The organism is Pseudotamlana agarivorans (assembly GCF_018860245.1).
Taxonomy (GTDB): Bacteria; Bacteroidota; Bacteroidia; order Flavobacteriales; family Flavobacteriaceae; genus Pseudotamlana; species Pseudotamlana agarivorans_A.
Genome location: NZ_JAHKPD010000001.1, coordinates 65913 through 88374, shown reverse-complemented (window position 1 = coordinate 88374; position 22462 = coordinate 65913). Strand labels below are relative to the sequence as shown.

Here is a 22462-nt window from a genome sequence, read left to right as displayed (position 1 = left end):
AAAGGATAAGTTTTACATTTATAAACAAAAATCATTAAGACTAATAAAGCATATAGCACATATGAAAAGTTATAACGTTTGCCTTAAAGACACCGCGAAAACATTTACTAAAAGACTGTTTTATTCTTTGTTTGACTGCGAGCAAGAAGAAGCGCATGGTAAATATTTAGAGAAAAAATTTCTTAAAATTGTATCCAAGTTAGAGATTGAGAATGGCGAGGAGATTTGGAAAAAATTTAAAGCGGAACTTCCTGAAATTAGAAAAACATTGGATTTAGACGCTATTGCTTTTGAAAGTAATGATCCAGCATCACATTCCTTAGCCGAAATTTACTTGGCCTATCCAGGGTTTTATGCCATTTCTATTTATAGGTTAAGTCACGCGCTTTATAAACTAGGCGTGCACATCTTACCACGAATGATGAGTGAATATATTCATGGCATTACAGGGGTAGATATTCACCCGGGGGCAACTATTGGGAAATCTTTTTACATCGATCACGGAACAGGGATTGTAATTGGAGAAACAAGTATTATTGGCGAAAATGTTAAAATATATCAAGGGGTAACACTAGGTGGTATTTCTGTGTCTAAAAATTTAGCGTCTACAAAACGTCATCCTACCATTGAGGATAATGTTTGCATTTACGCAAACGCTACCATTTTGGGAGGCGATATTGTTATTGGAGCATATAGCATTATTGGAGCGAATGTTTGGATCACAGAATCTGTTCCTGAAAATTCGTTGGTAACTTATCAAACAGAAATAAAAATTAGACCTAAGAAGAATGGAATATAAAAACAGTATAATTGGTCAAATAGGGAACACGCCATTAGTGGAAGCCACGCACCTTATCTCGAAAAAAGGCGTTCGCTTGTTTTTAAAGTTAGAAGGAAACAACCCTGGAGGAAGTGTAAAAGACCGTCCTGCTTTTCATATGATTAATGAAGCCTTAAAACGTGGAGATATTAAAAAAGGAGGCACTCTAGTAGAGGCGACTAGCGGAAATACAGGTATTGCTTTAGCTTTTATCTCCAAGTTACTAGGGCTTAATATGGTGTTGATTATGCCTGAAAACTCTACCGAAGAACGTGTGAAAACCATGCGCGCTTACGGTGCTGAGGTGATTTTAACCCCAGCCGATGTTGGTATTGAGGGGTCGCGCGATTTGGCTTTCAAACTCAGAGATGAAAAAGGGTATGTGTTGCTCAATCAGTTTGAGAATCCAGATAACTGGAAAGCACATTACCACACGACAGGGCCTGAAATTTGGGAAGCTACAAATCATAAAATAACACATTTTGTTTCAGCTATGGGAACCACAGGGACCATAACTGGGGTTTCTACCTTTTTAAAAGAGCAAAATAAAAATATAACCATTGTTGGCGCACAGCCTGCCGATGGGGCAAGAATTCCAGGGATTAGAAAATGGTCGCCTGAATATGTGCCTAAATTTTTCGACCCTAGAAGAGTGGATATCGTTGTCGATGTTTCGGAAGAAGATGCTAAACAAACCACCATCAATTTAGCCAAAGAAGAAGGTGTATTTGCCGGAATGAGCAGTGGCGGTTCTGTGTTTTGTGCCTTAAAAATTGCCGAAACTTTAGAGGAAGGTGTTATTGTTGCCGTTATTTGCGATCGTGGGGATCGTTACCTGTCATCAACCCTATTTGAATAGCGGTTGCAATTTTTATCAATTTCCTGTGAATAAAGGAATATAGTTAGTATTTTTGTTCGCGAAATCAATAACTATTAGAGTATTGAATTTTGTTCATTAACGTATTAATGTTATCAAGAAAGGATGAGGGATTAGACCCGTTGAAGCCTTGGCAACCCTTTATCTGGTAAAGAAGGTGCTACGTTCTACTGATAATTAAAAATTATTGGAAAGATAACGAAGAGTGATTTTACTTTTCTTGATGATATTATACTTAAAAATAATATCAAAAAATGTCAAACATACAACAGGCTTTAAAAGAGCGAATTTTGGTTTTAGATGGTGCTATGGGTACCATGCTTCAAGCCTATAAATTCACTGAAGACGATTTTCGTGGTGAGCGTTTTAAAGATTACCCAACACCATTGCAGGGTAATAACGATTTGCTTTCTATCACACAGCCTGAAGCTATCAAAACCATTCATGCCAAGTATTTTGAAGCTGGAGCAGATATCGTGGAAACCAATACATTTTCTGGTACAACCATCGCTATGGCCGATTATCAGATGGAAGATTTGGTTTATGAATTAAACTATGAATCGGCTAAAATTGCTAAAGAAGTCGCAGAAGCATTCACAGCGAAAGAACCACACAAACCGCGTTTTGTAGCAGGTTCAATCGGACCGACAAACCGTACAGCTAGTATGTCGCCAGACGTGAACGACCCTGGGTACCGTGCTGTTACTTTTGATGAGTTGCGCATCGCATACAAGCAGCAAGTAGAGGCTTTAATGGATGGTGGTGCCGATATACTTTTAGTTGAAACGGTGTTTGATACTTTAAACGCCAAAGCCGCATTATTTGCGATTGAAGAGGTTAAGGAGGAACGCGGTATAGATATTCCAGTGATGTTAAGCGGAACGATTACCGATGCTTCTGGAAGAACACTTTCAGGACAAACGGCGGAAGCTTTTTTAATTTCAGTATCTCATATTCCATTGTTGTCTATTGGGTTTAACTGTGCTTTAGGGGCGAATTTATTACAACCGCATTTAGAAGCGATTGCGAATAAAACTGATTTTGCCATTTCAGCACACCCCAATGCCGGTTTACCAAATGCTTTTGGCGAGTATGATGAATCACCAGAAGAAATGGGTGAACAAATAGAAGAGTATTTAAAGAAGAATTTAATCAATATTATTGGAGGTTGCTGCGGTACATCGCCAGACCACATTAGCGTAATAGCAAAGTTGGCCGCCAAATATAAACCTAGAATTCCTGCGGAAGCAGGAATCTCATAATAGCTCTTAATGCCATCACGCGTTACAAATAAGGGTGAGTGAAAGCGAAAGATCTTTCAGCTTTTTAAAACCAGAAAGGGCTAAAAAAAATAAAAAATGATTCTTGAAGTAGCGATATTAAATGTAAAAAAAGGACTTTCAGCTGAATTTGAAATTAATTTCAAAAAAGCAGAAAAAATCATTTCATCAATGCACGGCTATGTCTCACACCAATTAAAAAAGTGTGTAGAGCAAGATGATAAATATATATTATTAGTAAACTGGGAGACAATCGAAGATCATGAAATCGGATTTAGACAATCTGACGACTATCAACAATGGAAAGCTTTATTGCACCATTTTTACGAGCCCTTTCCAACAGTAGAACATTATTCTGAGGTTTTTAGTTAATAGTTATTAGTTTTTAGAAAGATATAAGTAAGAAATGAAATCATATATTGAACTTGATATTTGGAAGGAAGCTAGAAAACTAGTTAGTAAAGTTTATTTAGTAACATCAAATTATCCAAAAGAAGAAGTGTATGGAATAACAAATCAAATTAGAAGATGTTCGATTTCTATTCCATCAAATATAGCTGAGGGGTGTGGAAGGCAAACACCGAAAGATAGTATTCGTTTTTTGTATGTATCTCGGGGTTCTTTATATGAATTAGAAACCCAACTATATCTATCAAACGATTTAAATTTTCTTTCAGAAGAAAACCTAAATGCTATTTTACCTCAAATAGAAACCTGCAAAAAATTGCTTAACGGGTTTATTAATTATTACAAGAAATTATTAGTATGAGTGATACCAATAACCAAAAACGAGCAACCATTAACCAATCGAAATATATGAAGCTGTCAGGTTTAGAACCACTAGTTCTAAACGAAAACAGCAATTTCATAAATGTAGGAGAGCGTACTAACGTGGCTGGATCTCGAAAATTTCTTCGCTTAATTAAGGAAGAAAAATTTGATGAGGCTTTAGATATTGCCAGACATCAGGTAGATGGTGGTGCACAAATTATCGATATAAATTTTGACGACGGTTTAATTGATGGTAAAGAAGCGATGGTTCGTTTCTTGAATTTAATTGCTGCCGAACCAGATATTTGTCGTGTGCCGATTATGATTGACAGTTCCAAATGGGAAATAATCGAAGCAGGACTGCAAGTGGTACAAGGAAAATGTGTGGTAAACTCTATTTCTTTAAAGGAAGGGAAGGAGAAGTTCGTCCAAGAAGCCAAGCTGATAAAACGTTATGGAGCTGCCGTGATTGTAATGGCTTTTGATGACGTTGGTCAAGCCGATAATTACGAGCGCCGTATAGAAATAGCGAAACGTTCGTATGATATTTTAGTGGATGAAGTTGGTTTTCCTTCCGAAGACATTATTTTCGATTTAAACATATTTCCTGTAGCGACAGGAATGGAAGAGCACCGTAGGAATGCCATAGATTTTATTGAAGCCACACGATGGGTTCGTCAAAACTTACCAAATGCGAGTGTGAGTGGTGGTGTGAGTAACGTGTCTTTTTCTTTTAGAGGAAACAATGGCGTGCGTGAAGCCATGCACTCTGTGTTTTTATATTACGCCATTCAGGCGGGTATGAATATGGGCATTGTTAATCCGGCGCTCTTAGAGGTGTACGATGACATTCCAAAGGATTTATTAGAGCATATCGAAGACGTGATGCTCGATCGTCGCGATGATGCTACTGAGCGATTATTAGATTTCGCTGAAACCGTAAAAGGTTCTAAGGCAGAAAAAGGTGTTGATTTATCATGGCGTGAAAACCCGATTCAAGATAGAATTACTCATGCTTTAGTAAAGGGAATCGATGCTTTTATTATTGAAGATATCGAGCAAGCAAGACAAGAAGCCGAAAAACCTATTGATGTTATCGAAGGTCATTTAATGATTGGTATGAACGTGGTTGGTGATTTATTTGGTGCAGGAAAAATGTTCTTGCCTCAAGTGGTGAAATCGGCACGTGTTATGAAAAAAGCTGTTGGTTATTTAAATCCGTTTATTGAAGCGGAAAAAACCGATAAGCATGAGCCTGTTGGTAAAATTTTAATGGCTACCGTTAAAGGTGATGTACACGATATTGGTAAAAATATTGTAAGCGTTGTTTTAGCGTGTAACAACTACGAGATTGTAGATATGGGGGTTATGGTACCGCCAGAAAAAATTATAGAAACCGCTATTAAGGAGCGTGTAGACGCTATTGGTTTGTCTGGATTAATTACACCATCGTTAGACGAAATGGTGTATTTGGCTAAAGAAATGCAGCGTAATAATTTTGAATTGCCATTGTTAATTGGTGGGGCAACAACTTCAAAAGCGCATACCGCGGTGAAAATTGATACGCAGTACAATAATGCTGTAGTGCATGTGAACGATGCTTCTCGTGCTGTGACTGTGGTTGGTGATTTATTGAATAAAAAATCATCACACGAGTATGTGGCGAAGATGAAAGCCGATTACGATGAGTTTAGAACCAAGTTTTTAAAACGTGGTAAAGAAAAATCATACATATCAATAGAAGAAGCGCGTAAGCGTAAATATAAAATTGATTGGGAGACTTCTGAAATTGTAAAACCTAATGAGTTAGGGGTTCAGATGCTGAAACAAATTAGTTTAAAAGAATTAGTACCGTTTATAGATTGGAGTCCGTTTTTTAGAAGTTGGGACTTACACGGTAAATTTCCTGATATATTAACCGATAAAGTTGTTGGGGAGCAAGCCACGATTATGTATGAAGAGGCCCAGGCCATGATTCAAGAAATTATTGCCAAGCAATCGTTAAAGGCCAAAGCTGTTTTCGGATTGTTTGAAGCGAATTCTATAAACGATGATGATATTTCCATTCAGAAGAAAGGCGAAGAAATCGCTGTATTTAGAACCTTGCGTCAGCAATTGAAGAAACGCGAAGGGATCCCTAATCATGCCTTAGCGGATTTTATAGCATCTAAAGATTCTGGTAAAAAAGATTATATGGGAGCGTTTTGTGTAGGGATTTTTGGAGCACAAGAATTAGCCGATAGTTATAGAGCTAAAGACGATGATTACAACGGTATTATGGCACAGGCCATCGCCGATAGATTTGCTGAAGCGTTCGCTGAATATTTACACAAGCAAATTCGTGTGAAACATTGGGGTTATGCTGCAAATGAAGAACTAACTAACAACGATTTAATTAAAGAAAGTTATAAAGGTATTCGTCCGGCACCAGGATATCCTGCTTGTCCAGATCATTTAGAAAAAGAAACCATTTGGGAACTTTTAGATGTTGAAAAAATAATAGGAGTGACCCTTACTGAAAGTTTAGCCATGTGGCCAGCAGCTGCGGTTTCTGGTTATTATTTCGGGAATCCGGAAGCGAAGTATTTTGGTTTAGGTAAAATTACCGACGACCAGGTAAGTGATTATTGCGAACGTAAAGGCATTCCAAAGGATAAGGCTAGAAAGTGGTTACACGCGAATATTGCGGAGTAGCCCCACCTAGCCTCCCCGAAGGGGAGGAACTGGTAGTGTTTAGAAATTAAATAAAATAACAAACCAAAAATTCTTATTTTGCCCGAGTAAGAGTTTCCCCTTTGGGGATTAAGGGGCTGACCTATGAAAGTAACAGATCACATAAAAAAAGCAAACGGAAAAACATTATTTTCTTTTGAAGTTATTCCTCCGCAAAAGGGGAAAAACATTCAGGATTTATACAATAATATCGATCCGTTAATGGAATTTAAACCACCATTTATTGATGTAACAACTTCTCGAGAAGAGTATGTTTATGTTGATAAGGGCGACGGACTTCTAGAAAAACGCATTACGCGTATGCGTCCGGGAACTGTTGGTATTTGTGCTTCTATTATGCACAAATATAAGGTGGATGCGATTCCTCACTTGCTTTGTGGCGGGTTTACTAAAGAGGAAACGGAATACGTATTGGTAGATTGTCACTATTTAGGTATTGATAATGTGGTGGCGCTTCGTGGCGATGCTAGAAAAGATGAGTCCTATTTTATCCCAACAAAAGACGGGAATGCTTATGCTAGTGAATTGGTTCAGCAAATTTCAAACTTAAATAAAGGTCAGTATTTACACGATGATATTAAGGTAGAACACAACTACGATTTTTGTGTTGGTGTGGCTGGCTATCCTGAGAAACACATGGAAGCCCCGTCGTTAACTACCGATTTAAAACGCTTAAAAGCAAAAGTAGATGCAGGAGCTGATTACGTGGTGACGCAGATGTTTTTTGATAATCAGAAATATTTCGATTTCGTTGCTAAGGCTAGAGAAATTGGTATTACGATTCCTATTATTCCAGGCATTAAACCTTTAGCCGTGAAACGTCATTTACAAATTTTGCCTCAGGTTTTTAAAATTGATTTACCAGAAACACTTATTGAAGCGGTTGAAGGTTGTAAAGACAATAAGGCCGTGCGTCAAGTAGGTATTGAGTTTGCTATTCAGCAATCTAAAGAACTTAGAGATGCAGGTGTGCCTTTTTTGCATTATTATTCAATGGGGAAAAGTGACAACGTGCAAGCGATAGCATCGGCATTGTTTTAATTGCATTTACATTTGCCGAATATAAATCTGTTGATGAAGTATTATCTATTTTGCCTATGTTGTTTGTTTTGTGTCCTGGGATTTGGACAGGATAAAACACATACTTCTACAGTAGATTTAAATTATTTTTACGGAAATATAGCTGAACACAACCCGGATATATCCCATTTAATTACGGGCCACCCGGAAGGTTTTATGTTGAGTTGGAACCGCAAAACGTTTGGTTTTGAAGACTGGGAACAACGGTATAATTATCCTGATTTTGGGGTAACTTACGCGTACCAAAACATGAAAAACGCGTATCTTGGAAGTTTAGCAGCATTATACGCGCACTACAATCTATACTTTTTAAAAAGACATTTAATGTTACGTTTGGGGCAAGGTATGGCGTACACTGATAGCCCATACGATAAGGAAACTAATTACCGAAATGTAGCTTTTGGTTCCCATTTATTAAGTAGTACTTTTTTGACGCTTAACTACCGAAAAGAAAGAGTTTTCGATCGGTTTGGTTTGCAAGCAGGATTAACTGTTATTCATTATTCAAACGGGAGTTTTAAGTCTCCAAATACAAGTACAAATTCCTTTTTGTTAAATGTTGGTGTTACGTATAATATTGATGAGCAGCCGTTAGAATATCAGTATAATTTGACTGAAAACGACAGGAAATTCACAGAGCCTTTCAGGTACAACTTCACTTTTACAACAGGTATCATGGAAAGTGATGTGGTGGGTAGCGGACAGTTTCCGTTTTATACCCTTTCGGCGGCGGTAGATAAACGTATTACTAGAAAGAGTGCCTTTCAGCTAGGGACAGAAGTGTTCTTTACTAGAGCTTTAAAGGAACTTATTGAATATTATAGTGTGGCCTATCCCGAAGAAAATATTTCTGGAGATGAAGATTATAAACGCGTTGGTGTTTTTGTAGGACACGAATTATTTATTAATAAATTGTCCTTAATCGGTCAGCTTGGATACTATGCTTATTATCCTTATGACTTTGAGGGGCGTGTGTATTTTAGGCTCGGGATGAAACAATATTTTGGGAAAAAGATGTTTTGTAAAATAAGTATCAAATCTCATGGAGCTAAAGCAGAATCGGTTGAATTTGGAGTAGGAATCAGGATATGAAGCAGTTAATTTACATATGTTTTTTAGGGTTTCTTTTAGCTTGCGATAGCGAATCGGCAAACAACTGTTTTCAAACCACTGGAAACTTTGTTCAAAAGGAAATCCAACTGGATGCTTTTGAAACTATTTTTGTAAATAAAGATATTGAACTCATTATTAAGGAAGGTGCCTCTCAAAAAGTAATTATTGAAACCGGGAAAAACTTATTGCCTGATGTAACAGCCATTGTTGAAAGTGGTAAGTTGACCTTGACGGATAACAACAGTTGTAATTATATTCGTGAATATGGATCGACTAAAGTATATATTACGGCTCCAAACATTACGGAAATTAGGAGTTCGACCCAACATGATATAAAATCGGATGGCGTTTTAACCTATCCACAGTTAACGATTTTATCTGAGGATTATGGTGCACCAGGAACTTATACCAATGCCGATTTTTACTTAGAAGTAGACAATGCCAGTTTGAGGTTTGTCTTTAATAATTTGTCCAACGCCTATGTAAAAGGGCAAACGGAAAGTTTGAGTGTGACTTTTGCTTCTGGGACTTCACGTTTTGAAGGTCGTGAATTGCTTGCTCAAAAAGTATGGGCTTATAATAGAAGTTCAAATGACATCATAATAAACCCGTACCAAGAACTTAAAGGAAAGATCTCGAGTACGGGTGATATTATTTCTGTTAACAAACCTCCAATTGTAGAGGTTGAAGAAGTTTATAAAGGGCGATTAATTTTTGAATAAATCTACCGATTGTTTCGCTATTTCTAGCTCTTCATTTGTTGGAATGATAAGAATTTTTGTTTCAGAAGATGGTAAACTTATCTCACGAATATCGCCAGAACGTTTCTTGTTTTCTTCTTTGTTTAATTCTAATCCGAAGTAATCCATATCTTCACAAACCATCTCACGAATTAGATCGGAGTTTTCACCAATACCTGCCGTAAATACAATAGCGTCAATGCCGTTTAAAACAGCGGCGTAGCTACCAATGTATTTTTTGATACGGTATGTATTCATTTCTAATGCTAACTGACATTCTTTATTGCCTTTAGCAGCTTCAGCTTGAATATCTCTTAAATCGCTATAACCAGTTAATCCTAGCATACCACTTTTCTTCTGTAAAAGGGTGTTGATTTCATCTAGACTATAATCTAATTTCGAAGCCAAGTGAAAAACAACTGAAGGATCGATAGCCCCAGAACGTGTTCCCATAATTAAACCGTCTAAAGGTGTTAACCCCATAGAGTGGTCTACACTTTTACCGTCTTTTACTGCTGTGATACTACATCCGTTCCCTAGGTGAACCGTAATGATTTTTGATTCTTTTTTACCAAGAAATTCAATGGCTTTTTCAGATACGTATTTATGACTTGTTCCATGGAAACCGTATAAACGAATGTTGTGTTCCGTAACAAATTCCTTAGCAATCGCATACCGATACGCTTGTTCTGGAATGGTTTGATGGAATGCTGTATCGAAAACGGCCACTTGTTTCGCTTTAGAGAAAATAGTTTCAGCAACTTCAATACCTTCAAAATTTGCAGGGTTGTGAAGTGGTGCTAAACTAAAAAGGTTTTTTATTTGTTCTTTAACTTCTGGTGTGATCTCAGTTGTTTTATCAAAAAGAGATCCCCCTTGAACCACACGGTGCCCAACAATATCAATATCGTCTGCCGATTTGATAATCCCTGTTTTAGGGTCTAAAAGTTGTTCAGATAATAATGATAAACCTTCTTTATGGTTTAATATAGGGGTTTCAAGTTCAATCTTGTCATTATCCGTTTTGTAAATGAATTTTGCATCATCCATACCAATACGTTCTATAAGTCCAGAGCATAAAATAGTGGCTTCTGGCATAGAAAACAATTGAAATTTAAGTGATGAACTTCCTGAGTTTAAAATAAGTACTTGCATTTTTATATATCTTGAGCTTGAATTGCTGTTATTATTACTGTACTGTAAATATCATCTGCAGTACAACCTCTACTTAAATCGTTAACCGGTTTGTTTAAACCTTGTAACATAGGGCCAATAGCTAAGGCACCAGTTTCTCTTTGCACGGCTTTGTAAGTGTTATTTCCTGTATTTAAATCAGGGAAAACTAATACACTCGCTTGTCCTGCAACTTCAGAATCTGGTAATTTGCTTTTTCCGATACGCATATCTACTGCAGCATCGTATTGAATAGGCCCTTCAATTTTCATATGAGGCGCTTTTTCTTTAGCAATTTCAGTTGCTTTTCTTACTTTATCCACTTCTTCTCCTTTTCCTGAAGAACCAGAAGAATAAGATAATAGTGCTACTTTAGGTTCTACACCAAAATCTTGAGCCGTTTGTGCAGATGAAATAGCGATTTCAGCTAATTGTTCTGCATTAGGATTCGGGTTAATGGCACAATCACCAAATATAGATACACGATCTTCTAAGCACATAAAGAATACAGAAGACACAATGTTTACACCAGGTTTCGTTTTAATAAATTGCAGCGCTGGTCTTAAGGTGTGTTGTGTAGTATGAACCGCACCAGAAACCATACCATCTGCATGACCTTTATAGATCATCATCGTGGCGAAGTAGGACACATCACACATGGTGTCTTTAGCCATTTGAAGATTTACGTTTTTATGTTTTCTTAATTCGTAAAACGTATTAGCGTAATCTTCATAATGCTCTGATTGTTGTGGCATAACCACATTAACATCATTTAAATCTAATGGAATATCTTGTCTTGTAATTACCTCTTGAATCTTGTCTTTTTCACCAATTAAAGTTAAATCAACAACGTGTGCATCTATTAATCTTGCAGCAGCTCTTAAAACTCGTTCGTCATAACCTTCTGGTAAAACAATATGTTTTTTGTTTTTTAAAGCACGTTGTAATAAATTGTATTGGAACATTCGAGGTGTGAAAATTCCAGATTTAAAAGTGATTAAATCATTAGACAGTTTATTTGTATTTACGTGTTTTTCAAACGTTGCAATAGAAGTTTCTATTTTTTCGATGTTATCGGCGTAAATTTTTGTTTTAATTTTTCCAATTTTATTGGTTATCGAGAATGTACCCTCTTTAGCACTTATAATTGGAACAACACTTGTTAAACCTTCGATTAACTTTAAAATACTATCTTCAGGAATGATACCTCCGGTTAAAACAATTCCTGCAATTTTGGGGTAGTTTTTCGATATATGAGCTTGCAAGCCTCCTAAAATTATATCAGCTCTATCACCTGCAGTAATAACTAAACAATCGTCCTTAATACGTGTTAAGAAGTTACGCAATTGCATGGTTCCTAAAATGGCACTATCGGCTTGATTGTTTAACATCTCTTTGCCAAAAAGCACTTCACCTTCAACAGTTTTGATGATTTCTTTAATCGTTGGGTTTGCTAAACTCTCTATCTTAGGAATAACTGTAATGTCTGTATTTCCAATAATTCGCGCTTCAAGTTGCCCTTTAAGTGCTTTAACGTCTTCTGGTGCAACTTTGTTAGTCATGATAGAAAGTACATCTACTTCCTCTTTAAAAGTATCATAAGCCAATTGTACATTGTCGGTAATTTCAGAGATTGGTAAATTGTCACCACGTGAAACTAGAATTACAGGAAGGCTTAAGTTTTTAGCGATAAGCATATTAATGTCTAATTCTATACTAGAATTTTCATGAGAGAAGTCTGTACCTTCTACAAGAATGAAATCAAAACGCTCTTCCAGATATTTATATCTTTTAATCACTTCATCAATAACATCTCCGGCTTTGCCTTTGTTATATAAATCAAGGACTTCACTACGCTTATAAGCGAATGTTTTTTTGTAATTGATATCAATTTCGAAATAAGACATGACCGTGTCAATGTGGTTGTCTACTTCACCATCTTCAGTGTCTTCAATAATAGGTCTGAAGTATCCTACTTTTGCTGTTTTCCCTAATAGCATTCGCATTAAACCAAGTACTACAACAGATTTTCCGCTGTTAGGTTCAATAGTTGCTACATAAATACCTTTACTCATGTTGTTTATTTTCTAATTTAACAAGATTAATTTATTTCATTTTTGATTTAAATGAATCAATTTAGGTTGCTAAAGGATTATTTCCTTTGGCAAAATTAGTAGGTAGTTGTCTGGATAAAGATGATTTTTGTCATAATCGGAATTTAAGATAGTTATTCTGATGTTAAATTCCTAAAAAGAGATTCTAAGCTGGCGTTTTTTTGATTAAGCTGAAGAATCTTTAATGCGTTGTCGTGTGCAAAGTCAAATACATGGGAACGCATATCCTGCGTGGTTTTAAAGGTGATTTCATAAACAAAATCGTATGTATTTACAACGCTTTCCACTTTAGGTAGTTTGAGTAGAAAGGCATTTTCTATGCGGTAATCAAATTCTACGATAACCACTTGTTCGGCTTCGTTTCTAAGGTCTTTTAAGTTTTTATCGGCTACAATTTCACCTTTATTGATAATAATAACACGGTCACACATGGCTTCTACTTCCTGCATAATATGCGTAGAAAGAAAAACCGTTTTTGTTTCTCCTATTGTTTTTATGAGATTTCTAATATCAATTAATTGATTGGGATCTAACCCTGTAGTGGGTTCATCTAAAATAAGCACATCGGGATCGTGTAATAAAGCATTGGCTAAACCAACACGCTGGCGATACCCTTTAGATAATTGTCCGATTTTTTTATGAGCTTCAGGAGTTAAGCCTGTTAATTCTATGACTTCATTAATACGTTCCTTGCTTATTCTATAAACTTGGGCATTAAAATCTAGATACTCCTTAACGTACTGTTCTAAATATAAAGGGTTGTGCTCTGGGAGGTAGCCAACGCTTTGCTGTACTGCCTTGGGGTTTGTACTCACATCAAAGCCATTAACAAGTGCTTGTCCATTATTGGACTTGATGTAGGTGGTTAAAATTTTCATTAAAGTTGACTTGCCAGCGCCATTAGGGCCTAAAAATCCAACAATTTCTGGCTTACCTACATGAAATGAAATGTTATTAAGGGCTTTTTGATTTCCGTAAAGTTTTGAAACACCGACGACTTCAATAGACATAATTAAAATTATTTATTCAAAAATAAATGAATATCTAATGTAAAGGAAGTTTTACTGTAAAATCTTTAAAACTTTTCATTAAACTATAAAAAACATTTTAATGTGTTTTGATTTCTCGAAATTATAATTACTTTAGCGCCGTAATTATGACAACAACAGTATATTATACATTTTTTAACAACTATTTCTTTTTTAGCAAAAGAAACGAGGCGTTGTATGTATAATTTATAAACATAAATTAATGATATGAGTCTCGATGAAAATCGAGACTTTTTTTTGTTTAAGGATTACAATGAAAAGTGCTATAATTTAAGAAACTAATAAAAGTTTAAAAATTGATTAAAACAGTTGCCATACAAGGCGTAAGAGGATCTTTTCATCATATTGTTACCCAGCAATTTTTTGATAATCCGGTAGATTCTATTGAGTGTATGACATTCGATAGCGTGGTAGATTCTTTAATCACGCAAGAAAGTGATGCTGGAGTGATGGCATTAGAGAATTCTATTGCGGGGTCAATAATCCCTAATTACGCGCTAATTGATAAAAATGAGTTGCATATTGTTGGAGAGCATTATCTGGATATTCAACATAATTTAATGGCATTAAAAGGGCAAAGTATTGAAGATATTAAGGAAGTGTATTCACACCCTATGGCTTTATTACAATGTAAACAATTTTTTAGAAAGCATCCTCATATTAAGTTAGTGGAAGATAAAGATACGGCCGAGGTGGCAGAACGTATTCAAGAAAAACAACTTATAGGTATTGGAGCGATAGCTAGTGTAGCGGCTGCTGAAATTTTTGAATTAGATATTCTGGCAGAAAGTATTCAGACGATAAAACATAATGAAACCCGTTTTGTTATTGTGAAGCGTAAGAATTCGGTGGTTCCAGAAAATGAAATAAATAAAGCTTCAGTAAAATTTGAAGCCAACCATAAACGCGGAAGTCTCGCAGCGATTTTAAACGTGATGAGTGATTGCAGATTGAGTTTAACAAAAATTCAGTCATTACCAATTATAGAAACCCCATGGAAATATGCTTTTTTCGTGGATGTTACTTTTGATAATTACGAAGATTTCAAGAAAGCTAAAGCACTCATAGAAATTATGAGCGATGCTTTTAAAGTGTTAGGAGAATATAAAAATGCGAAGTTATGATTGAAGTAGCAAATCGGTTACAGACGGTTGAAGAATACTACTTTTCAAAAAAATTAAGAGAAGTAGGGGCGCTTATTGCAAGCGGTAAACCGATTATCAGTTTAGGTATTGGAAGTCCAGATTTGGCGCCTCCAGCAGAAGTGGTAGAAGCTATTTCTGAAAGTTTTAAAAGTCCGAACGCGCATAAATATCAAAGTTATCAAGGTTTGCCAGAGCTTCGTGAAGCCATGGCTCAGTTTTATAAAACACAGTTTAGCGTAACTTTAGATCCTACAAACGAAATTCTTCCTTTAATGGGAAGTAAGGAAGGGATCATGCACATTTCTATGGCCTACTTAAATGAAGGTGATGAAGTTTTAATTCCGAATCCTGGGTATCCAACTTATCAATCGGTTACCAATTTGGTGGGAGCAAAAGGCGTGCTTTACAATTTAGATGCTGAAAATAATTGGATGCCAGATTTTGAAGCTTTAGAAAAGTTGGATTTGAGCAAAGTGATGGTCATGTGGGTAAACTATCCGCACATGCCAACGGGAGCAAAACCTTCAGAATCTATATTTGAAGAATTAGTAGCTTTTGCAAAACGCCACAATATTTTAGTTGTAAACGACAATCCGTACAGTTTCATTTTAAACGATGCGCCTAAGAGTTTATTAGAAATTGAAGGGGCTAAAGACGTTTGCTTGGAACTCAATTCATTGAGTAAAACCTTCAATATGTCTGGTTGGCGTGTTGGTATGGTTATGGGGTCTGCAGAGCATATTAACAATATTTTAAAGGTGAAAAGTAATATGGACTCTGGTATGTTTTACGGCATACAAAAAGGAGCTATTGAAGCTTTAAAATGTTCAGATAAGTGGTACTCAGAACTTAATAAAGTATATGAAGTACGTCGTAAACTAGTATGGGAATTAGCCGATGCTTTAAACTGTACGTACGATAAAAATGCATCAGGATTATTCGTTTGGGCCAAATTGCCAGAAGGAGAGAAATCGGAAGCTTTTATAGATAAAATTTTAATTGAAAAAAATATTTTCATCACACCTGGAACCGTTTTCGGAACTCAAGGAGAAGGATATATCAGGTTTTCATTATGCGCAACAAACGTTGCTATTAAAGAAACCATAGCAAGAGTTAAATAAGTATGAAAAATATATATGCAATAGGTGTTGGTTTAATAGGAGGAAGTCTTGCTATCGATATTAAAAAGAATAATCCTGATGCGATTATTCATGGTATTAGTAGAAGAGATGGTACCCTTGACAAAGCACTTGAGCTTAATATAATAGATAAAAAGGCGACTTTAGACGATCTTGAAAATGCCGATTTGGTTATTATTTCGATCCCTGTTGATGCGACCGTAAAATTACTGCCTACTGTTTTAGATAAAATATCTGATACGACGTTGGTTGTAGATGCGGGGTCAACAAAAGTAGATATTTGTAAGGCCGTAGAAGATCATCCAAGACGAAGAAATTTTCTAGCCATGCACCCCATTGCAGGTACCGAACATTCTGGGCCAACAGCAGCATTGGCTGGTTTGTTTATTGGGAAAACAAATATTGTTTGCGAGGTTGAAAAAACCACGTTTAAGTTACAAGAGAAAGCACTGAAGTTGTTTGCAGATATAGGGATGCGTATTCGTTATATGAACCCAGAGGCACACGATAAACATATTGCTTATGTATCGCATTTATCGCACATTAGTTCGTTTATGTTGGGAAAAACAGTGATAGAAAAAGAGCGTAATGAACGTGATATTTTCGATATGGCGGGCAGTGGATTTGCATCGACAGTACGTTTGGCAAAAAGTTCTCCAGAAATGTGGACCGCCATTTTTAAGCAAAATAAAACCAATGTTATTGAGACATTAGAAGAATATATTAACAACCTCACGCAATTTAAAGAATTGATGCAAAAAGATGATTTTGATGCAATTTTTAGTGAGATGGAAAGTACAAATCATATTAAAGATATTTTAAAAGGAATTAGTTAAGGGTAAAATTATGGAAAACAACAAAGAAATGAGAAAGTGGTTAGATGATCTAAATTTAGATCACCCACTAGTAATTGCAGGACCATGTAGTGCTGAAACCGAAGAGCAAGTTTTAAAAATTGCACATGAGTTAAAAGATACTGATGTCACTTATTTTAGAGCAGGAATCTGGAAACCAAGAACACGTCCAGGAATGTTTGAAGGTGTTGGAGCTTTAGGTTTAAAATGGTTACAGAAAGTAAAAGCTGAAACAGGAATGAAAATTTGTACGGAGGTTGCAAACGCAGCGCACGTAAAATTAGCTTTAGAGCATGATGTAGATTTATTATGGATTGGTGCACGTTCTACAGTAAGTCCTTTTATTATGCAAGAAATTGCAGATGCTTTGGAGGGTACTGATAAACCTGTTTTAATTAAGAATCCAGTAAATCCAGATTTAGCCTTATGGTTAGGTGGTATTGAAAGAATCTATGCAGCAGGCGTGAAAAACATTGGAGCGATCCATAGAGGTTTCTCAACTTACGAGAAAACTAAATATAGAAATAACCCAGAATGGCAATTAGCTATTGAGTTTCAAAATAAATTCCCAGACATTCCTTTAATTAACGATCCGTCGCACATTACAGGAAAAAGAGATATGATTTTTGATGTGTCTCAATCGGCTTTAGATTTAAACTTTGACGGATTAATGATTGAAACACATTACGATCCAGAAAATGCATGGAGTGATGCTGCACAGCAAGTAACACCTTCTACTTTAGTTCAAATTATGAGAGATTTGAAAATTAGAAAAGAAACAAATGCAGGAGAAGATTATAACAATGCTTTAGAGAATTTAAGAGCTCAAATTGACGTTGTAGATAATCAGATTATAGAATTATTAGGAAAACGTATGAAAGCTGCCGATGGTATTGGTCAGTTGAAAAAAGATAAGAACGTTGCTGTTCTTCAATCAAAACGTTGGAATGAGATTTTAGGTAAAATGGTTATTGAAGGAGAACAATTTGGCTTAAGTGAAGAATTCATTTTAAAAATGTTCAAAGCGATTCACCAAGAATCAATCAATCACCAAGAAAAAATCCTTCAATCATAATAAAATTAGGATTCTAATATTAGAAAAAGCCTTCCAAATTGGAGGGCTTTTTTTTTATATCTGATCTCTTTTATTTGAGCTTTTTATTCATAAGTATTTTGATTAAATTAGTTGAGCTATTTTTATCTTAAATCACGTATTATGAAAAGAGTCTTACTTTCCTTAATTGTTTTTTCCTTTTTTGTCATACAACTTTCTGCGCAGGAAAACAGTGAATTTGAAGTTCGTGAGAATAAAAATCAAATCAATTTTGTTATTGGTTATACCCATATTCCAAGTGCTTTTGAAGATGGTAAAGAAGAAGGTCCTGTTTTTGTGCTTACAATTGGTATCGATTATTTTAGAGAATTGAACGAAAAATGGGTTTTAGGCTTTGTCATGGATTTAGAGTTGGGTGATTACTCATTAGACTTTAATGACGACCAACTCGATCGAGAGAATGCTTTTTTAGTGGGTATTATAGCAGGCTACGAACTTTCAGAACACTGGGGAGTTATGGCAGGTCCAGCTATAGAGTTTGAAGGTAATAAAGACTTATTTGTTTTCCGTTTAACCACTGAGTATAAAATAGATTTAGGTGAATCTTGGTTACTATTACCTTCATTTAACTATGACTTTAAAGAAGAATATAGTTCATGGAACCTTAGTGTTGGTGTAGGGAAGAAGTTCTAAAGGAGCTATTCATTTTAAAAATGAGGACTACTATCGGCTCATACTCAGTCTAGAACTTTTCAGTAGCAAAAAATAGATCTCAACTATAATCTAATCTTTTACTGAAATTTCACTTTCAAAAATGTTGTTAATTGTTATGTTTTTAAGTTTATTATGTTTTAATATTGAATAATAAATCCGTTTTTCGCTTTCATATTTATTAGTATATTTAAAGTTTTGTTAATATTTTCTTTCGGGTTAATATCTTAATCGTAAAAGTTATTTATTTGCGGTCTGAGAGCTTAGGTTGGTCATATTAGAATATGTACTTTATAAAATCTAAGAACCTTATTCTAAATAACCATCATCTTAAATTGGCTTTGTCGCCAATTTTTTAAATTGATAAATTATATGGATAGAACTACTGAAAACACATTGAAGCTTGCAGAAAAACTGCAATCAAATCAAGGTTCTGCTAAGAAAAATCCTTTTGCAGATCGACTTAAAACTATTATAGACGAACCCGAAAGCAAGCACTTTTTAATCCAGATGATGGATGTTGCTTTTAGGTCTAAAAATTATAAAAAAGTTGCGGGTCATGTCATCTACTTGTTAAATACAAAAAAGAATTACGAATCTTTGTTTACTCCAGTGGAAAATGCCTTGTTAAAGTCGTTCACAGTCGTTGGAAAAGTAGTGCCTTCGTTAAGTGTGTCTATAATGCTTAAAAAAATTCAGGCCACTTCTAGTGATGTCGTTTTTTTTATCAATAGTAAAAAGTTTAAAAAGCATGCTCAAAAACGAAAAGAACAGAAGATTACATTAAATGTAAACCTTATTGGTGAAGCCTTAATTGGTGAAGATGAAGCTCAGAAAAGAATTTTAGGATATTTGGCCCTGTTAAATAGAAAGGATGTGAATTACATCTCAATTAAGATTTCAACCATTTTTTCTCAAATTTCATCCCTAGCACACGAAGACACTGTTGAAAAACTATCCATCAGACTGGCTATGTTTTACGATGAAATTTTAAGGATTGAAAAGGAAACAGGTGTTCAAAAGTTTGTAAACTTGGATATGGAGGAGTACAAGGATTTGCAAATAACATTCGATGTTTTTATGAAAACCTTATCCTTGCCAGCCTATAAAAATATTAGAGCAGGTATTGTTTTGCAGGCTTATATACCTGAAATGATTCACTATTACCGTCAACTATATACTTGGGCTCAAAAAAGAGTAAACAACGGCGGATCTTGTGTAAAAGTAAGATTAGTAAAAGGTGCCAATATGGAAATGGAAATGACAGAATCTTCTATTGAAGATTGGCCATTAGCAACTTACAGTACTAAACCTGAAACCGATGCCAATTACAAGAAAATTTTAGCAGAAATGCTAACTTCAGATTCAGCGCGGGTGGTTAATGTTGGTGTAGCATCTCATAATATATTCGATATTTCTTATGCTTTAAATTTGGTTAAAGAAAATCAATTAGAAGATTGTGTCGATTTTGAAATGCTAGAAGGTATGGCCAATCAAACCGTTGATAATTTATTGGCTGAAAAAGTACATTTATTATTATATACACCTACTGTTAAAGAAAATCAATACAATGCAGCTATCGCTTATTTAGTAAGAAGACTAGATGAAGGAACGCAACCTGGAAACTTTTTAAAGGAAGGTTACGATTTAGAAGTTGGGTCTGAGAAATGGCATGAGTTAAAAGATGAATTTTTGTATTCACTTTCTTTGATGCAAAACTTAGATACCACGCCTAATAGAAAACAGGACAGAAATACAGAAGTGCCTCAAATTATGGAAGGTTTTCATAATGTACCTAACACCGATTGGAACTTGCCACAGAATATTGAATGGGCTCAAAAAATTAGAACCGATTGGGAAACACCAGAAAATATTATTGGAAAAACAGTTCCTGTTGTTGGCGATTTAGATAATAATGAGAGATATACAGTAAAAGTAAATAACTGGTCTGGTACGCCACCATGGGATTACGAAATGTCTATTAAGGAAGATTATCAAAAAGCCATTGATAATACCAGTGAATGGCAAGATTATTCCGTAGAAAAAAGAGCAGAGTTATTGAAAAAAGCTGCGGTAGAAATAGAAAAAAGCAGAGCAGATTTAATAGGTGTCGCTGTAGCGGAATTAGGTAAAACCGTTAAAGAAGTTGATGTTGAGGTTTCTGAAGCGATTGATTTCGCTAACTTTTACGCCGAAAGTGCTCTAGATATAGCTAAAGAATTCACTAGTGACGATGTAGGTGTTAACTTGGTGTTGTCGCCATGGAATTTCCCTATTGCCATTCCTATTGGTGGCGCTTTAGCGTCTTTAGCGGCCGGTAAAAAGGTGATTTTAAAGCCTTCTACTAATGCTTCTGCTTGTTCCTATTTAGTTTGCAAATGTTTATGGGAAGCTGGAATTCCTAAAGATGCCTTATACTTTTTACCTTGTGAAGAAGCCATTCTTGATGACTTTCTAAGTACTGGTAATATTTTTGATGCTGTTATTTTAACGGGAGGAACAGACACGGCACACTTCTTATTAGAAAGAAATCCGCAGTTAAATTTATATGCCGAAACGGGCGGAAAAAATAGTACGATAGTAACCAGTTTAGCCGATAAAGAACAAGCTGCTATAAATATTGTGCAGTCTGCCTTTGGTAATGCTGGGCAAAAATGCTCTGCGACCTCATTGTTGATTTTAACCGAAGATGTGTTTGGCGATAAAGAGTTTAAAGCGCTTTTAAAAGATTCGGCCAAAAGTAAAACGTTTGGAAATCCTTGGGATTATTCTACTGAAATTGGCCCCTTAGCTGTACAGTTATCAGAGAAGTTAAAACATGTTATTCGTAACACGCCGGACGATCAATGGTTAGTAAAACCTAAATTAAACGGAAATCACATGTTAACACCTGGGATTATTTGGAACGTAACTACCGATGATTATCCGTATCAAAATGAATTGTTCGGGCCTATACTATCAGTAGTAAAGGCTAAGGATTTAGAAGATGCTGTTAATATTGCTAATAATGTAGATTATGGATTAACAGCTGGTTTAGAATCTCTAGATCACAATGAAATCGAGTATTGGAACACACATATAGAAGCTGGTAATAAATATGTTAACAGGTCTACAACTGGAGCTATTGTAGAAAGACAGCCTTTTGGGGGGATTAAAGCCTCTTGCTTTGGTTTTGGTATGAAAGCCGGTGGTATTAATTATGTGCTTCAGTTTACTAATATTAACTCTAAGGTTACCGACTGGAAAGCCGATTATCAAAAATGGTACGACGCCTTGTTTAGTAAAAAAATAGATTATGTAAATCTACGTGGTCAATCTAATATTTGTAGTTACAATACGTACAAGGAAATTTTATTGTTTTACGATGTACACACGCCGCAAAAGCATATTGATAAAATTGAGTACATCGCAGAATTTTTAAACATTCCTGTAGTTAAGGATACCTGTGGAAATGCTTTAAAGCACCATCCTAAAGATTTTACCTGTGTAAGAACTTTGGGGGTTTTATCAGATCACTTCTTAATTAGATGTCATCAAAATGCCATTCATGTATATAAAGACGAACCAAGAAATAGCGGACGTATAGAATTGCTTAATTATTTAATTGAGCAGAGTTATTCTCATAACTACCACCGTTATGGTAACTTAATGGGTGCTGAGTATAACCCAAATGAGAAACCTAGATTTTATGAATAAAAAGACTTTATAATTAAAGTCAAAATTTATAGTAAAACCTCGAAACCCTGTTTCGAGGTTTTTTTTTTGAACAGCGATAAGGAAAGATTATTGTTATTTCTTAAGCTTAAAAG

Annotated in this window: 18 protein-coding genes and 1 riboswitch; of the genes, 15 read left to right on the top strand and 3 right to left on the bottom strand. The window is 35.4% G+C overall.

Features of this window, described 5'->3' with window-relative positions; all coding sequences use genetic code 11:
- Positions 1-61 precede the first annotated feature (61 nt).
- The 9 genes from epsC (at position 62) to KO493_RS00330 (ending at position 9396) form a co-directional block, all read left to right on the top strand.
- Positions 62-799 (top strand): serine O-acetyltransferase EpsC, encoded by a 738-nt coding sequence (gene epsC, locus KO493_RS00370; RefSeq protein WP_216065974.1) that lies wholly within the window; start codon positions 62-64, stop codon positions 797-799.
- On the top strand, positions 789-1679 hold the full coding sequence (gene cysM, locus KO493_RS00365) for a cysteine synthase CysM (protein WP_216065973.1): 891 nt from the start codon (positions 789-791) through the stop codon (positions 1677-1679). The genes epsC and cysM overlap by 11 nt, the downstream gene beginning before the upstream one ends.
- 107 nt (positions 1680-1786) lie before the next feature.
- Positions 1787-1899, top strand: a riboswitch (SAM riboswitch).
- 52 nt (positions 1900-1951) lie between these two features.
- Complete coding sequence (locus KO493_RS00360; RefSeq protein WP_216065972.1) at positions 1952-2959, top strand: homocysteine S-methyltransferase family protein; 1008 nt, start codon at positions 1952-1954, stop codon at positions 2957-2959.
- 96 nt (positions 2960-3055) lie between these two features.
- Complete coding sequence (locus KO493_RS00355) at positions 3056-3349, top strand: antibiotic biosynthesis monooxygenase family protein (protein WP_216065971.1); 294 nt, start codon at positions 3056-3058, stop codon at positions 3347-3349.
- A gap of 34 nt (positions 3350-3383) precedes the next feature.
- Positions 3384-3746, top strand: a complete 363-nt coding sequence (locus KO493_RS00350) for a four helix bundle protein (RefSeq protein WP_216065970.1) — start codon at positions 3384-3386, stop codon at positions 3744-3746.
- Positions 3743-6442, top strand: a complete 2700-nt coding sequence (gene metH, locus KO493_RS00345) for a methionine synthase (RefSeq protein WP_216065969.1) — start codon at positions 3743-3745, stop codon at positions 6440-6442. The genes KO493_RS00350 and metH overlap by 4 nt, the downstream gene beginning before the upstream one ends.
- A gap of 123 nt (positions 6443-6565) precedes the next feature.
- Positions 6566-7522 (top strand): methylenetetrahydrofolate reductase [NAD(P)H], encoded by a 957-nt coding sequence (metF, locus tag KO493_RS00340; protein ID WP_216065968.1) that lies wholly within the window; start codon positions 6566-6568, stop codon positions 7520-7522.
- A 33-nt stretch (positions 7523-7555) separates the two neighbouring features.
- Positions 7556-8653, top strand: coding sequence for an acyloxyacyl hydrolase (locus KO493_RS00335; protein ID WP_216065967.1), 1098 nt, complete (start codon positions 7556-7558; stop codon positions 8651-8653).
- Positions 8650-9396: a head GIN domain-containing protein gene (locus tag KO493_RS00330; RefSeq protein WP_216065966.1), complete on the top strand. Its 747-nt coding sequence runs from the start codon at positions 8650-8652 to the stop codon at positions 9394-9396. Before KO493_RS00335 ends, KO493_RS00330 begins: the two co-directional genes overlap by 4 nt.
- On the opposite strand, the gene KO493_RS00325 is transcribed toward KO493_RS00330, so the two are convergent.
- From KO493_RS00325 to gldA, 3 genes are all read right to left on the bottom strand, one after another.
- A complete protein-coding gene (locus KO493_RS00325) occupies positions 9382-10569 on the bottom strand; it encodes an acetate/propionate family kinase (RefSeq protein WP_216065965.1) in 1188 nt (395 codons plus the stop codon). The genes KO493_RS00330 and KO493_RS00325 overlap by 15 nt on opposite strands.
- Positions 10570-10571: 2 nt before the next feature.
- On the bottom strand, positions 10572-12662 hold the full coding sequence (gene pta / locus KO493_RS00320; RefSeq protein ID WP_216065964.1) for a phosphate acetyltransferase: 2091 nt from the start codon (positions 12660-12662) through the stop codon (positions 10572-10574).
- 152 nt (positions 12663-12814) lie between these two features.
- Positions 12815-13711: a gliding motility-associated ABC transporter ATP-binding subunit GldA gene (gene gldA / locus KO493_RS00315; protein WP_216065963.1), complete on the bottom strand. Its 897-nt coding sequence runs from the start codon at positions 13709-13711 to the stop codon at positions 12815-12817.
- Positions 13712-14046: 335 nt separating this feature from the next.
- Here gldA and KO493_RS00310 point away from each other — a divergent pair, with 335 nt between their 5' ends.
- The 6 genes from KO493_RS00310 to KO493_RS00285 all read left to right on the top strand — a co-directional run bounded on the left by KO493_RS00310 (position 14047) and on the right by KO493_RS00285 (position 22349).
- Complete coding sequence (locus KO493_RS00310) at positions 14047-14874, top strand: prephenate dehydratase (RefSeq protein WP_216065962.1); 828 nt, start codon at positions 14047-14049, stop codon at positions 14872-14874.
- Positions 14871-16016, top strand: a complete 1146-nt coding sequence (locus KO493_RS00305) for a pyridoxal phosphate-dependent aminotransferase (RefSeq protein ID WP_216065961.1) — start codon at positions 14871-14873, stop codon at positions 16014-16016. The genes KO493_RS00310 and KO493_RS00305 overlap by 4 nt, the downstream gene beginning before the upstream one ends.
- A 2-nt stretch (positions 16017-16018) precedes the next feature.
- On the top strand, positions 16019-16870 hold the full coding sequence (locus tag KO493_RS00300; protein WP_216065960.1) for a prephenate dehydrogenase: 852 nt from the start codon (positions 16019-16021) through the stop codon (positions 16868-16870).
- A 10-nt stretch (positions 16871-16880) separates the two neighbouring features.
- A complete protein-coding gene (locus tag KO493_RS00295; protein ID WP_216065959.1) occupies positions 16881-17963 on the top strand; it encodes a bifunctional 3-deoxy-7-phosphoheptulonate synthase/chorismate mutase type II in 1083 nt (360 codons plus the stop codon).
- A gap of 141 nt (positions 17964-18104) precedes the next feature.
- Complete coding sequence (locus KO493_RS00290; RefSeq protein ID WP_216065958.1) at positions 18105-18635, top strand: porin family protein; 531 nt, start codon at positions 18105-18107, stop codon at positions 18633-18635.
- A gap of 390 nt (positions 18636-19025) precedes the next feature.
- Complete coding sequence (locus KO493_RS00285) at positions 19026-22349, top strand: proline dehydrogenase family protein (protein WP_216065957.1); 3324 nt, start codon at positions 19026-19028, stop codon at positions 22347-22349.
- Positions 22350-22462: the final 113 nt, after the last annotated feature.